9 protein-coding genes and 1 tRNA gene are annotated in these 15185 nt (G+C 62.6%); 9 read left to right on the plus strand and 1 reads right to left on the minus strand.

Annotation, left to right across the window (positions count from 1 at the left end; genetic code table 11):
* From ACE3PR_RS21015 to ACE3PR_RS21035, 5 genes are all read left to right on the plus strand, one after another.
* Window positions 1-3529: DUF5801 repeats-in-toxin domain-containing protein (locus tag ACE3PR_RS21015; protein WP_374376209.1), on the plus strand; the 3529-nt coding region annotated here is incomplete at its 5' end.
* A 253-nt stretch (window positions 3530-3782) separates the two neighbouring features.
* Complete coding sequence (locus ACE3PR_RS21020) at window positions 3783-5420, plus strand: methyltransferase regulatory domain-containing protein (RefSeq protein WP_374376211.1); 1638 nt, start codon at window positions 3783-3785, stop codon at window positions 5418-5420.
* A 397-nt stretch (window positions 5421-5817) separates the two neighbouring features.
* Window positions 5818-8163 (plus strand): type I secretion system permease/ATPase, encoded by a 2346-nt coding sequence (locus ACE3PR_RS21025; protein WP_374376213.1) that lies wholly within the window; start codon window positions 5818-5820, stop codon window positions 8161-8163.
* Between the two features lie 6 nt (window positions 8164-8169).
* Window positions 8170-9498 carry an HlyD family type I secretion periplasmic adaptor subunit gene (locus ACE3PR_RS21030; protein WP_374376216.1) on the plus strand — a complete coding sequence of 443 codons (1329 nt, stop codon included), beginning with the start codon at window positions 8170-8172 and terminating at the stop codon, window positions 9496-9498.
* Window positions 9499-9678: 180 nt separating this feature from the next.
* Window positions 9679-11067 carry a TolC family outer membrane protein gene (locus ACE3PR_RS21035; RefSeq protein ID WP_374376219.1) on the plus strand — a complete coding sequence of 463 codons (1389 nt, stop codon included), beginning with the start codon at window positions 9679-9681 and terminating at the stop codon, window positions 11065-11067.
* A gap of 155 nt (window positions 11068-11222) precedes the next feature.
* Here ACE3PR_RS21035 and ACE3PR_RS21040 read toward each other — a convergent pair.
* A tRNA-Cys gene (locus ACE3PR_RS21040) sits at window positions 11223-11296 on the minus strand.
* 400 nt (window positions 11297-11696) lie between these two features.
* Here ACE3PR_RS21040 and ACE3PR_RS21045 point away from each other — a divergent pair.
* The 4 genes from ACE3PR_RS21045 (at window position 11697) to ACE3PR_RS21060 (ending at window position 15175) form a co-directional block, all read left to right on the plus strand.
* Window positions 11697-12368, plus strand: coding sequence for a protein-L-isoaspartate O-methyltransferase (locus tag ACE3PR_RS21045; RefSeq protein ID WP_374376221.1), 672 nt, complete (start codon window positions 11697-11699; stop codon window positions 12366-12368).
* A 16-nt stretch (window positions 12369-12384) separates the two neighbouring features.
* A complete protein-coding gene (locus tag ACE3PR_RS21050; protein WP_374376224.1) occupies window positions 12385-12720 on the plus strand; it encodes a rhodanese-like domain-containing protein in 336 nt (111 codons plus the stop codon).
* 17 nt (window positions 12721-12737) lie between these two features.
* Window positions 12738-14135, plus strand: coding sequence for a TolC family outer membrane protein (locus ACE3PR_RS21055; RefSeq protein ID WP_374376226.1), 1398 nt, complete (start codon window positions 12738-12740; stop codon window positions 14133-14135).
* A gap of 293 nt (window positions 14136-14428) precedes the next feature.
* A complete protein-coding gene (locus ACE3PR_RS21060; RefSeq protein WP_374376229.1) occupies window positions 14429-15175 on the plus strand; it encodes a DUF2497 domain-containing protein in 747 nt (248 codons plus the stop codon).
* The last annotated feature ends 10 nt before the right edge of the window (window positions 15176-15185 follow it).

The following is a 15185-nucleotide window of genomic DNA, read 5'->3' on the forward strand; positions in this document are numbered from 1 at the left end:
CGAAATCCGCTACGAGGACAACCTCAACTTCTCGTTCGGCGTCGAGGCCAAGGACGGCGACAACGACACCGTCACTGCCAAGATCGACATCGTCATCGACGATGACGGCCCCAAGGCGAATGATGACGGCCTCTTCACCGTGGCCAGCCTCAACACCGCCGTGACGGCCAACGTCATCACCGACGGCTTCAACAACGGCACCAGCGGTGCCGACCAGATCGGCGCCGACACCCCGGCTTCGATCGTGGGCATCAAGCTCGGCGGCGAAAGTGGTTCGTACAGCGATATCGGCCAGCCGATCTACGTCAAGGCCGATGGCAGCCAGACCGCCAACCCGGCCGAATCCGTCGGTTACCTGACGATCGGTTCGAACGGCCAGTTCTCGTTCACCCAGACCGCCGGTGTGGGCCAGGACAAGACCGTCACCTTCTCCTACAAGGTGGCGGATGCCGATGGCGATGCCGATACGGCCTCGTTCCAGGTGAAGCTGCTGAAGCAGGTCGTCAACAAGCCGAACTTCGAAGACGAGAACGTGACGGTCGACGAAGACGGCCTGCCCGGCGGTGCCAATCCGAATACGGCCGCGGCCCAGGGCAATGGCGATGACGTGGGTGGCCATCAGGAAGGCGGCCAGCCGAATCCGGCGAGCGAGGCGATCTCGCGCGACGGCCTCAACATCAACTGGGGCGGTGAAGTCGGCTCGATCGTCTTCAACGTGTCCAATGCCCAGTTGGCGGCTCTGCTCTGCCATAACGGCCTCATCCCGACGACGGCCAATGTCTCCGGCAACGGCACGGACAATCTGATCGTCTGGGACGGCGTGCCGGGCAACAGCAACAAGATCATCGAGTTCAAGGTCATCGATGCCGAGGACTCGACCTATGACGTGATCCTGCACAACCCGGTCAAGCACGCGGCCGGCAACCAGGAAAACGACGTCAACTTCGAAGTGGATGTGACCGCCGGCAACAGCGGCGGCTCGGAGACCAACCAGGTCACCGTGCGGATCGACGACGATATGCCGACCCTCGCGGGTGGAACCGGTAGCTTCAACCTCAGCGTTGACGAAACCGACCTTGGTACCGATGCCGGCATCCTGAATGTTGACCTGTGGTTCCCGGCGGGGACGGCGGGTGCCGATGGCGGCACCACGACCTTCGCTTTGACGAAGGCCGACGGCCAGCCGATCACCGACGGCACAGCGACGGGTCTGGTCGATACCCTGACCGGTCAAGCAGTGTTCCTCTACAAGAACGGTGCAAACGTCGAGGGCCGGACAGCGGGTGGCGTGGTTGTGTTCGTCATCTCGCTCAATGGGGCCGAACTCAAGTTCGACCAGAAGCGGTCGATCGAACATGGAAATACGGCCAGCCATGACGAGCCCAACGTGTTCGTCTCCGGCGTCCATGTGACCAAGACCATCACCGACAAGGACGGGGATTCAGCCAGCCTGACGGCATCGAGCGCGATCACCACCGCCATCTACGATGACGGTCCCAACGCCAATGACGACGGTAACTCGGTCGTGACCTTCGGCCAGCCGATCTGGGGTAACGTCGTTGCCAACGACTCCTCGGGTGCCGATGTCGACACCGGCTTCCCGAATGGCAAGGTTGAGAGCTTCACCATCGACGGCAACACCTATGCCGCCGACGGTGTCACGGCCCACAACATCCCGGGCCATGGCACGATGAAGATGTTCTCGAACGGCGATTTTGAGTTCACCCAGACGGGTGGCTCGGCCGGCAGCCTGGAGATTGAGTACAAGCTGCTTGATGGCGACGGCGACAGCGACACCGCCAAGCTGACCATCACCACGAAGGACCAGCCGATCGAGAACTACATCGTTGTTGGTGAAAACGTCGACGACACGAGCAATCAGACGACCGATCACCGTGTCGACAACTCGCCGAACGCGCCTGACGGCTCGGTCGACGGTGCCAGCGGCAAGGACGTCCTCATCGGTGATGTGGGTGGCAAGCAGACGATCATCGAGCCGGGCAAGAACTACTCGCTGGCCCTGGTCTGCGATACGTCCACCAGCATGGATACCGGTGGTCGCATGAACCTGCTGAAATCGGCGGTGACGAACTTCGTCAACCAGTTGCTGCCGCATAACGGCGTGCTCAACATCACCCTGATCTCGTTCGGGAGTGACGCGGCGACCGAGATCACCTTGACTCTGAACAACGGCAACCTGCCGCTGTTGCTGCAGCAGATCAGCGACCTGCAGGCCGGTCAGAATAGTGGCGGTGGCGGTACCTCGTTCACCAACTATGAGCAGGCCCTGCAGCTCGCCAAGAACTACATGGACGGCCAGCCGGGCAGCTATGAGAAGCACGTCTATTTCATGACCGACGGCGTGCCGACCACGGCCGGCAATGACAACAACGGCGACGACGATGCGGATACGGATCTCAACGAGATCCAGCCGGCCCTCAATGTGATCGACCCCTGGATGGTGGCGGACGCGCCGGTGCAGTTGCATGGCATCGGCATCACCAGCAGTGCCAATGCCAACCTGCTCCGGTATTTCGACAACACCAGCCTCCAACCCGGTACAGTCAGCACGGGCGTCGAGGGCGGCACGGTGACCGACAATTACGGTCAGCCGCTCATCATCACCAGTGCCGAGCAGTTGACTGCGGCGCTGGTCAGCGGCGGCAGCGAAACCACCATCTTCCCGGTCGGCGACGACCTGATCAATGGTGGGGCCGGCAACGATGCCATCCTCGGTGACTCGATCTACTTCGGGTCGAAGGATGCCGGCTGGGCCGCCTATATCGGCGATGTCGCGCATGCCGGTTGGACGCCGGAGCAGATCCGGGCCGACATCTATGCCAACCTTACCACGGGCGATAAGAGCTATGCCCAGGAAGGGTCGGTCGGCGGTGACGACACCATCAATGGCGGTGCCGGCAACGACGTGATCTTCGGCCAGGGTGGCAACGACACCATCCATGGCGACGCGGATGATGACCGCATCGACGGCGGCTCGGGTGCCGACACGCTGTTCGGCGATGGCGGTAACGACTACCTGATCGGTGGTGCGGGTATCGACACGCTGAATGGTGGGATCGGTAACGATACGCTGGTCTATGACGGTCAAGACACCTTCGATGGTGGCGATGGGTTCGATGTGGTGAAGTTCGAAAGCCCTGTCGATATCAACATTGATAACGATGGTGGGGCGGGAAATAACTTCATCGGCCGTGTGACAAACGTTGAGGCCATCGACCTTCGAAACGGATCTACAAGCGATGACTTTGGAAATTCGGGCGATGACAATGCGCTCAGCGCAAGTGATGTGCTCGACATCACCGGCGGTGGTGGTGTGCTCTACATTCTCGGCGACGGGAACGGAGGCGCATCGGGTGCCGATGACCAAGTCGATCTGACCGGCTTCGCGTTCCAGCAAAACGTTACGGTCAACGATCCGAGCAACACCCTCATTCATGGATTGACGTTTGCTCAATACACCAGTGGTGGGGCAACGGTTTTTGTCCAGAACACGATAGACGTCGAATAATCTGAATAAGACGCCTACAGTTGTAGGGCGGGGCCTTCGGGTCCCGCCCTTTTTCTTTGTGTGGACGGGACTTGGTGCGGTTTAAACTTTTGCTTAACCAAGACTGCCTATCTTCCTACAACGATTGAAAGCCGGGTCTGAAGCGGCGGTGGATGGCCGGGTCTTCGCCCGGCCATGACGCAAGGGGTGGGCAGCCCGGATGACCGGGGCAGCGACCTGGCGCGGCCAAAACGGGAAGGGGAGCCCGGACTTCATGGCGATGTCTTCGGTGTGGTCGCAGGGTTACGTGACCGACACGCTCTATACCGACAATGTGTTCCGCGAGCAGGGGCCGGTCTGGATCAATTACGTGGCCGCCTTGAAGGGCTGCCTGCCGCGGCCGCTGGATGAGCCTTTTTCCTATCTCGAGCTCGGCTGTGGCCTCGGCCATTCCATCAGCATCTTCGCGGCGGCCTTTCCGGAAGGCCGCTTCGTCGGCGTGGATTTCAATCCGGCGCAGGTGGATTACGCGCAGCGGCGGGCGCGCGAGCTGGGCCTCGCCAATCTCAGCTTCGTCGAGGCGAGCTTCCAGGACATCGCCGCCGATGCGGCGGGTATCGGCATCGCGCGCGGCCTCGACAAATTCGACTTCATCGCCTTTCACGGCATCTATAGCTGGATCCCGGAAGAGGCGCGGCGTGCCATGCAGCGCATCGTCTTCGATCGCTTGCTGCCCGGCGGCCTGGTCTATAACAGCTACAACACCCTGCCGGGCTGGGCGGTCGAGGCGCCGCTGCAACGCCTGGCCAGCGAGCTGGCGCGTGTGGGCAGCGGCGATTCCAGCAACCGCGCCCGCGCCGCCTTCGATCGCATCGGCGGTCTCGCCAAATTGAAATCGGGCTATTTCGCCACGGCGCCGCAAATCGACAAGGCGCTGGCGGGCCTTGCGCGCAAGCCCGGCAATTACCTGGCCCATGAATATCTCAACGGCGATTGGAACGCCTTCTATGCGCCCGACGTCGCCGATGAAATGGCGCGCGCCAAACTGGATTACGTGGGGGCGGCGACGCTCATCGAAAACCACGACGATCTGGTGCTGGGCGACGAGGCGCGCAAGCTGATGGCGGCCGAGACGGATCCGCGCCTGCGTGCGCTGCTCCATGATTTCCTGGTCAATCAGAGATTCCGCCGCGACGTCTTCGTGCGCGGTCATGCCCGGCTGGGCCCCCGCGAGATGCGGGCGCAACTGGCGCGCTTTCCCCTGGTGGCGCAGAAATCGCTCGGCGATCTCAAGCCCAGCATCAAGGTGCCGCGCGGCACCGTCACCTTCGATATTCCGCAATTCGATGCGCTGAAGGAGGTGCTGGTCGCCGGCGCCGCTACGGAAGGCGATTTTGCCTTGGCCTTCACCCAGGCCGGCGGCAAGGCGCAGGATTTTGCGCGCCTGATGATGATCCTCACCGCCACCGGCACGCTGACGCCCGCGGCCAGGAATTTCCAGCCGGCGCCGCTGGTCAAATCCGGCGGCCCCAAATCGCGCGAGGGGGGCAAAGGCGAGGGCGGTGTGCCGCGCCAGCGCGCCACGCTGAAATCCAACGCGATCCTGTTGCAAAAGGCGGCGGAGAAGGGGATCGCCGCCACCCTGGCCAGTCCCGTGACCGGCGCCGCATTGCAGATCGCGGCCAGCGATGTGCTGGCGCTCCTCGAATGCCTGGCCGGCGCCGCCACGGTGGAAGGATTGGCCACCAAGCTGCAGGGAAACATGACCAAGCGCGGCTTCCAGGTTTCCCAGGACGGCAAGGCCGTCACCGAACCGGCGGCAGCCAAGGCGCGACTGAAGACTCAGGCCGAGACGTTTATCGGCCAGACTCTGCCCTTGCTGCGACGCCTCGGCCTGGTGGAATCGGCCTGAGATCCGAGGCCCCCTGCAACCCCGGGTTAACTAAATTCGTTTATCCTGTGTTCTGGCGAATTTTGCTGCGGCGCGGAAGGTGAGCTTGATCACTTTTTGCGTCCTTCGATGAAAAGATCACAACGCCCGGTCTTATCAACCGGGCTGAATATGGTAAAAGACGCCCCCGGAACGCCCTGAAAGAATTGGACTTAGCGTCATGTCGTCAAGCCCCAATACCGGCTCCAAGCCCGGGTCCCCCGCAGCCGGCAATGTCACAACTCCCGCCGCGGCGACGGCTTCCGGTGTAGGCGCCGGGACCGCTGCCACCGCCACGCCGGCCAAGGCCGCGCCCCCCAAGGCAGCGCCGGCCGCGAAGGCGCCCGAGCCTCCGAAACCAGCCCCAGCCAACCCGGCTATGCCACTTTCACAAGAAGCCGCCGCCAAGTTGCAGGCAGCCATGGCCGCCGCGACCGCTGCCGGAGGCAATGCGGCTAGCGGTGGCGGGAATGGCGGCGCCGTTCCGCCACAGATGCGCCCGGCCCCGCAGGGTGCCGATACCCCGGGTGGGGCCGTTGCGACCCAGGCGCCGGCGGGTCCGCCCGCCGAATATTCCGGCCCGGTCATGCGCGAAGATCCGCTGCTGGCCTGCCTCGTCATCCTCACGCGCATTTTCAGCAATCCGCGCTCGCCCGCCGCCATCGCCCATGGCCTTCCCATCGGCGAGGAGGGCATCAATCCGGACATCTTCCTGCGCGCGGCCGACCGCATCGGCCTGGCCGCCAACAAGGTCAAGAAGCGCCTCGACCAGGTCGATTCCATGACCTTGCCGGCGGTGCTGCTGCTGAAGGACCGCAAGGCCTGCGTGCTGCTCTCGGTGCCGAAGGACGGCAAGGTCGAGGTGGCGACGCCCGACACGATGGACGGCTCGCATTCCATCCCGGTCTCGCAATTGGTCGATCTCTATACCGGCCACATGCTGGTGGTGCGCCCGAAGATCCGCCTCGACACGCGCTCGTCCGACATCAGCGAGGCCAAGCCCCAGAACTGGTTCTGGGGTGCCGTCATGCGCTACACCCCGGTCTATTTCGAGGTGATCGTCGCGGCGCTGCTGATCAATTTCTTCACCATCGGCACCTCGCTCTTTTCGATGCAGGTCTATGACCGCGTCGTTCCCAACAAGGCCGAAGACACCTTGCTGATGCTTGCCTTCGGCGTGCTGCTGGTCTTCGGTTTCGATTTCGGCCTGCGGACCCTGCGCGCCTATTTCCTCGACATGGCGGGGAAATCGCTCGACCGCAAGGTTTCCTCGGCACTGTTCCAGCAGATCCTTTCGATCCGCATGTCGGCAGGGCCGCAATCGGCCGGTGCCTTTGCCAGCAATATCCAATCCTATGAGACGCTGCGCGACTTCTTCACCTCGGCGACGCTCTCGGCCATCATCGATCTTCCCTTCGTCATCATCTTCCTGGTGATCATCTTCGTGATCGCCGGCGAAGTGGCGGTGGTGCCCGCAATCCTGATCCCGATCGTCATCGCGGTTTCGATCCTGGTGCAGTTCCCGATGAAGAAGGCGGTCGAGCGCTCCTACCGCGAAAGCGCCCAGAAGCATGCGACCCTGGTCGAAGCCATCAACGGTCTCGACATGATCAAGGCCACCTCGGCCGAGGGCCAGTTGCAGCGCGATTGGGACGGTTACGTCGCGGCCTCGTCGGAATCGGCCAAGACCTCGCGCTTCTGGTCCACGATCGCGGTCAATTTCGTGATGATGTCGTCCAACCTCGCTTTCGCGGGCGTCATCCTGGTCGGCTGCTACAAGATCTTCAATCACGACCCGGCCTCGGATGTGGCGCCGCTCACCACCGGCGCGATGGTCGCCGCCTCGATGCTGACCAGCCGCGCCATGGCGCCCCTGGGCCAGATCGCCGGCCTCATCGTGCGGTTCCATCAATCCTGGACCTCGCTGCAGGGTCTCAACCGCCTGATGGCACTCCCCATCGAGCGTCCGGTGGGCAAGGTGTTCCTGCGCCGCCCGGTGATCGAAGGCGCCATCGAGTTCCGCAACGTCGTCTTCAAATACCCGAATGCGCAGACCAATGCCCTGGAAGGCGTCTCGTTCCGCATCCAGCCGGGCGAGCGTGTCGGTATCGTCGGGCGCATCGGCTCCGGCAAGACCACGATCGAACGCCTGGTTCTCGGCCTCTTCGAGCCGACCGAGGGCGCGGTGCTGGTCGATGGCGTCGATATCCGCCAGCTCGATCCCACCGATCTCCGGCAATCGGTCGGCTGCGTGCTGCAGGATCCGCATCTCTTCTTCGGCTCGGTCAAGGACAACATCACGCTTGGCGCGCCTTACGTCGACGAGGAATCGGTCATCCGCGCGGCGACCCTTGCCGGCGTCGATCAATTCGTGCGGCAGCACCCCTCCGGCTATGACATGCCGGTCGGCGAGAATGGTCGTTATCTCTCCGGCGGGCAGCGGCAATCGGTGGCGGTGGCGCGAGCCATGCTGCTCAATCCGCCGATCCTGCTGCTCGACGAACCGACGTCGTCGATGGACAACTCGACCGAGAACGCCTTCAAGGCACGGCTTGGCGAAATCGCTCATGGCAAGACCATGCTGCTGGTGACGCATCGCAATTCGATGCTGTCGCTGGTCGATCGCCTGATCGTGCTCGACCGCGGCAAGGTGGTGGCGGACGGACCGAAAGCGGGCGTGCTTGACGCGCTCATGAAGGGGCGCATCCGCGCCAATGAAGGTTAAGTAATTATGTCGATAACCAACAAGGACCTTTGGGTCGATCCGGCTTCCGCCGAACGCGAAGGCACAAGGATGTTCGGCCATGTGTTGCTGGTCGCGATCTTGCTGGTCGCCGTCGCCTTCGTGACCTGGTCGCATTTCGCCGTGCTCGACGTCATCACGCGCGGCGAAGCCAAGGTTGTGCCCTCCAGCCAGACTCAGGTCATTCAGAGTCTCGACGGCGGCATTCTCGAAGACATGAAAGTGCGCGATGGCGAGCTGGTCGAAAAGGGCCAGCCGATTCTCATCATCCGCAACGATACCGCGGTGGCCAGCCTCGCCGAACTGACGCAGCGTTATTACATCGCCGCCGCCGCCGTGGCGCGTCTCAAGGCCGAGATCGCCGGCGTGCAGACGCCGGAGGAAATTCCGTTCCCGCCCGACGTGCTGGAAAAGGCGCCGGAAAAGATCGATTCCGAAAAGGCGCAATTCACCGTGCGCTTCGCGCAGCTGCGCTCGCAGCAGGCGACGCTCAACGATGACGTCAACCAGCGCCAGCAGCAGATTCGCGCCATCGACACCAAGATCAAATCGGCCCGCAGCCTGATCGGCACGGCGCAAAAGCGTCTCGACAACCTCATCAAGCTGCGCGCGGCGGGTGGCGCCGGCGAAAACGAAGTGCTGGAAGCCCAGCAGCAGGTACAGCAATTCCAGGCCGATATCGAGAACGCCCAGGCCGAGCGGCCGGGCGCGGTCGCGGCGCTGGAAGGCGCACAATCCAAGCGGGAAGAAGCAGTCGCGACCTACCGCGCCCAGGCCGCCCAGGAACTGGCCAAGCACCAATCCGATCTCGCCACCGTTCGGGAATCGATGAAGGATGCCGGCGCCAAGGTTCGCCGTACCGAAGTGACCTCGCCGGTCAACGGCACGGTCAAGGATATCAAGATCCGCACCATCGGCGGTGTCATCCAGCCAGCCCAGGACATCATGGAAATTGTTCCTATCGAGGACAATCTTCTGATCGAGGCTCAGATCCGTCCCCAGGACCGCGGTTTCATCGCACCGGGCCAGCCGGCCAAGGTTAAGATCACCGCTTATGACTTCAGCATTTATGGCGGCCTCGATGGCGTGGTCGAGGATATCAGCGCCGACGCTATTGAAAACGAAAAGAAAGAGTTGTATTTCCGAGTCCGCCTGCGCACCGATAAGAGCTATCTGGTGGGCAAGGAAGGCGAGAATCTGCCGATCATTCCGGGTATGACCGCGTCGGTTGATATTCTGACTGGCAAGAAAACAGTCCTAGAGTATCTGCTGAAGCCGATCCTGAAGGCCCGGGAACAGGCACTTACCGAGCGCTAACTGACGCGAAACGGACATCTAAGACATTAGAAAAAGTTGCTGCATCAACGTAGTAAATCGGGTAGAAACGTTTCGTGGAATTGCCTTAAAATATGTTTAACGACGCTGAACCGTTGTTATCCCGTGCACGAATCGGGGACGTGTTTGTGGGCGGGGAACCATCTCATTGGGGGTAGACGCATGATTGAAGTATCGCGGACGCGCATCTCGAAGGCGCTGCTGCTGAGCGCCGTAGTCGGTATGACCATCGGCATGGGGAGCACTGGCGCACAGGCAATGTCGCTCCAGGAAGCGATCCAGCTCGTCGTAACCACCAACCCGACGGTGGGCGAGCAGGTCAAGAATCGCCGCTCGATCGACCATGAACTCCGTCAGGCGCGCGGCCTCTATCTGCCGCAGATCGACGCTGAATTCAGCATCGGGCCGGAATTTTCGGAAAACGGCGGCGTAGATCGTCCCGACGCCGCCTTGGACCAGGGCCCGCACGACAACGGCCGCTGGCTGGTTCGCCGCGACGCGCAGGTCAGCCTGACGCAGCGCATCTTCGACGGTGGCTTCACCGATAGCGAAGTCGAGCGCCAGCAGGGCCGCATCAAGTCGCAGGCCGAGCGTATCCAGGATCTGGCGCAAGTGCAGTCGCTCGATGCCGTCGAAGTGTATCTCGACGTGCTGCGCCACCAGGAGCGCGTGACCAACGCCGAAGTGAACGTGGCCAAGCACGAAGAGATTTTGGGCCTCGTCCAGTCGCGCGCTGAACTCGGCGGCGGCAACATCGCCGACGTCCGCCAGGCTGAAGCCCGTCTCGCGACGGCGCGTTCCAGCCTCATCCAGATCCAGGGCGATCTGCGCAACGCCCAGGCGACTTTCGTTCGCGTGGTCGGTGCGCCGGCGCAGGATCTGCAACCGGTTGCAACCGGTGCCGACATGCCGATCCCGGCCGATGTCGACCAGTCGGTCGCGCGCGGCATGCAGATGAACCCGAAGATCCGTCTCGAGAAGCACGACATCGACGTCGCCGAAGCCGAGCTGGACAAGGAAGATTCGGTGTTCTGGCCGGAGGTCAACCTCGAGGTGACCGGCAATGCGAACCGCTGGAACAACGGCCGTGAAGAGCAGACCTATAACGCGGCGGCCTTGGTGGTTGTGAACTACAACCTCTATCGCGGCGGTGCGGATATTGCTCGCTCCAAGGAATTCAAGGAGCACATCAACGAACAGCTCGAGCAGCTTCGTCAGCGCGAGCGCGAAGTTGAGGAAGACGTGCGCGTTTCCTGGGCCGATCGTCAGACCCAGCAGGAAAGCGTCGAGAACCTCGGCAAGCAGGTTGATGCCAACCAGCAGACCGTCGACGTCTATCAGCAGCAGTTCGATATCGGCCAGCGCGGCCTGCTCGATCTGCTCGATGCCGCGAACGATCTCTTCCTCTCGAAGGACGATCTGATCTCGGCTCGCACGTTCGAGACCTTCGCCAATTACCGTATCGTCGCCGCGCAAGGCGAGCTGGTGCAGTATGTCGGTGCGACCATGCCGGTCGAAGCGACCCCGGACGAAGTCGAATACGCCGAGTAAGCCACTCGGACTTCCGAAGAACAGAACCCCGCAGCTTTGGCTGCGGGGTTTTTTCTTTGTGCGCGCGGCAGAGTTTTCGGAATGCATGCGCGGGATGCTGCGCGCTCGAGGCGATCGGCCCAGTCTTGATACCCAGTCTTGATACAGGGGAAGGGTGGAGGCCCGGGCCGGAATCGAACCGACGTACGAGGATTTGCAGTCCTCTGCATGGCCACTCTGCCACCGGGCCCCAGAGCGCATGGCAGGACATCGGTCCGATCTCAATCGGATGGCCGGGCGGTTCCCCGGCCCGCGAACATCCCTGCGGGCGCCAGAAGGCGAGGGGACGTATAGAGCCAGGGGGTGGGCAGGGTCAAGTGCGGCGGAAACCCACACGATACAGTGACCAATTGGTGACGAATCGTTCTTCGGCAATGCCTGGTATTTTAACGATGCCTATTTTAACGATGCCTATTTTAACGATGCAGGGGGCGCCGCCTGCTCTTCTTGTCGCGCTGCGGCAATCCCGCTATATATCGCGACTAGGTCCAAGGCATTGGGCTGGCGCGCAGAGTCCGATGGGATCTGGGGCGCGGGACAAGTTTCATTTCACGGGTTTCCGGTAGGTCGATCCGGTAGGGGCCAAGCTCATGGTTACGGCAGCAACAAGCGATTTCGCCGCGGCGCGGCGCTTCATGGTGGATGGTCAGATTCGCACCAACAAGGTGACCGACGAATCGCTTCTGGCGGCACTGGCCGATCTGCCGCGAGAGCTTTTCGCGCCGGCCGAATTGCGCGCCCGCGCCTATCTCGACGACGACCTGCCGCTGGGCGGCGGCCGCTACATGATGGAACCGATGGTGCTGGCGCGGCTGCTGCAGGCGCTGCAGATCGCCGATGGCGATGCTGTCCTCGTGGTCGGTGCCAATACCGGTTATGGCGCTGCCTTGGCGGCGATGCTGGGTGGCGCGGTGACGGCGCTGGAGAGTGATTACAAGCTCCTCGATGCGGCACGGCGTTCCCTGGGCGGTGTCAATGTCGCGCGTCCGGTGGAATGTGTGGCCGGCCCGCTGACCGAAGGTTATGCGGCGCGGGCACCCTATAAAGCGATCCTGATCGAAGGCGCTATCGAAGAGGTGCCGCCGGCCCTTGCGCAACAACTGGCCGAAGGCGGTCGTCTCGCCGCCGTGCAAGCCCAGGGCGGTATCGGCCGTGCCATCCTGTCTACCAAGGCGGCCGGCAATCTGTCTTCGCGCGTGCTGTTCGACGCCAATGTCTACATGCTGCCCGGCTTTGCCAAGCCCCGCGGCTTCACTTTCTGAGGCCGGCGGTCGCGTGATGCAAAATCCGGACGGCTTGCAAATCGGTGTTGCCGCGTTGCGCGATATGATCGCGTCGGGTGCGCCGGTGGCGATGCTGGATGTACGCGAACCGTGGGAACACGACATCTGCCGGATCGAGCGCAGCGTCCTTATTCCGCTGAGCGAACTGCCGGCGCGCAGCGCAGAACTCGGTGCCGATGAGGCGCCCCTGGTCGTGATCTGTCATCATGGGGCGCGTAGTTTCCATGCTACCCTCTGGCTGCGCCAGCAGGGATTCGACAATGCGGTGAACCTTGCCGGTGGCATCGATGCCTGGGCGAGCGAGATCGATCCCTCGATGCGGCGTTACTGAGATAGCAAGGGTTTGGGATGAACACGAAAGAACGGGTGACGGTCATGAAGCGGCGAATCTCGAAGAACCTGGTCAGCGGCATTCTTGCCGTCCTGTTGTCGAGCGCAGGCGCCGCCACGGCCCAGGCCGTCGATCTCAATGAAGCCCTGGCGCAGGCCTATATGGGCAATCCGACGCTGGAAGCGGCGCGCGCCTCTCTGCGTGCTGTCGATGAAAGCGTGCCCGAAGCGTTGAGCGGCTGGCGGCCGTCGGTGATCGGTCAGGTCCAGGCCGGCAAGACCTGGGTCGATCAGAACACGCCGCAATTGCTGGACGATGATTTCGAGCCGCGCAGCTATGGCGTCACCGTCACGCAGCCGATCTTCAATGGCTTCGAAACGGTATCCAGCACATCCGCGGCTGAAAAGCGCGTGCTCTCCGGCCGCGCCGATCTTCGGACGTCTGAGCAGGATGTGCTGTTCCAGGCCGTACGCGCTTACATGCAGGTTGTGCGCGACAAGGCGGTGCTAGAACTCAACCGCAACAACGAAGAAGTCATCGCCACCCAGCTCCAGGCGACGCGCGACCGCTTTGAAGCGGGCGAAGTCACTCGCACCGACGTCGCCCAGGCCGAATCGCGTTTGCAGGGCGCCGTTGCCGGGCGTATCGAGGCGGAAGGCAATCTCACGGCCTCGATCGCCATCTATCGTCAGGTGATCGGTCAGGAGCCGGTCGACCTCACCATGCCGACCGAAAAATTGTCGCTGCCGGCCAGCCGTGATGAGACCGTGGCGCAAGCCGCCAATGCGCCGATCGTGGTCTCGGCGAAATATCTGGCCGAGGCCGTGAAGGACGATATCGACGTTGCGTTCTCGGAAATGCTGCCGACCGTTTCGCTGGAAGGTTCATGGTTCCGCAACGAAGAGCAGAGCAGCAGCGACGGCTCCTATGACGAGGGGCAGATTTTGGGCGTGTTGCGTGTGCCGCTCTATCAGGCCGGCGCGCCGGATGCGCGCGTGCGCCGCGCCAAGCAGCTCTATCATCAGAGCCGGCGACAGATTGAAGAAGCCAGCCGCTCCAGCGAGCAGACGGCTGTCGATTCCTGGCAGGCCCTCGAAACCGCCGAGGCGCAGATCGTTTCCTTTGAGGAACAGGTGCGCGCCACCGAAGTCGCGCTGGATGGCGTCAAGCAGGAACAGTTGGTGGGAGCCCGTACCGTCCTCGACGTCCTTGATGCCGAGCTGGAAGCTCTCAATGCCAAGGTGAGCCTGGTCGAAGCCCAGACCACCGCGGTGGCTGCCCGCTATGCCGTTCTCTCGGCCGTCGGTCGCCTGACCGCGCAGGAGCTTGCTCTGGACGTCGGAATCTACGATCCGACCGAGCATTATGACGCCGTCCGCAACAAGTTCATCGGGACCGGTCCCTCGGTCGAATAGGCCCGTTTCGTGCCGGCCAAGGCTGGAAAGGGCTCGCATCGACCTGGCTACATCTAGTGCGAGCGGGGCCGGCTCTTCCCATTTCTTGAGAAATGCCAATAAAGACGTTAGGATAACCGACATAGCTGGGAGCGACTCGGCTCGGCACACCAATTGCTTCCAGGAGGATCGCTCGAAGAGCGCTTCTGGGGATGTGGTGCGTCAGTTCACCGAGGCTTGAGGCAGACGACGCAAGACGATCGATGTTGGGCCATGGCGCCCGGCATGAAGGTGACCCGGTCAGGGATTGGTGAATGGCGGACGCCAAGGGCAATCAAGAACCGTCGATGGAGGAAATCCTTGCCTCCATCCGGCGTATCATTTCCGAAGACGGCGAGCCGAAAGAAGAAGCGGCGGCTCCGGCGGCGAACGGCCATGCCGAGGAAGATGACGACGATGCCCTTGTCCTGACGGACATGGTCGTCGGCGAGAGCAATGTGGTGGAGTTGAAGGAGGAGGCGCCGGAACCGGCGCCAGTCGCGCCTCCACCGCCGCTTGACGTCGCCATGGACGAACCGCCGGCCCCTGTCGCCGAGCCGGAACCCATGCCGGAACCCGAGCCCGAGCCGGAATCTCCAGCGCCAATGGCGCTCGAAACCGAGGCGCCCATGGCTGCGGCGCCTAAGCTTGAACAGCCCGAGCCTGAAGAACCAGAGCCCGAAGAGATCGAGCTGGAAGAGGCCGACGCGGCCTCCAGTCCGGATGATGGCTTTGCGGCCGTGCCGTCCGGTGCCGTGGTCAGTACAGGACCGGATTCGGAGTTGGTTTCCCCCGACGTTGCCGCGGCCAGTGCCGCCACCATGGCCCAGTTGGTCGCACGCAAGGCATCCTCAGCGATACCGCGCAACCAGACCCTGGATGGCCTGCTGGTCGAAACCCTGGTCCGTCAGGCGGTTGAGCCGATGTTGAAGGAATGGCTGGACGAGCACCTGCAGGAAATCGTCGAGCGGCTGGTGCGCCGTGAGGTCGAACGCCTCTCCCGCAAGGCCGAACTGAGCTGATTTCGGCGGA

Source organism: Dongia sp. (genome assembly GCF_041909655.1).
In the GTDB taxonomy this organism is placed as follows: domain Bacteria; phylum Pseudomonadota; class Alphaproteobacteria; order Dongiales; family Dongiaceae; genus Dongia.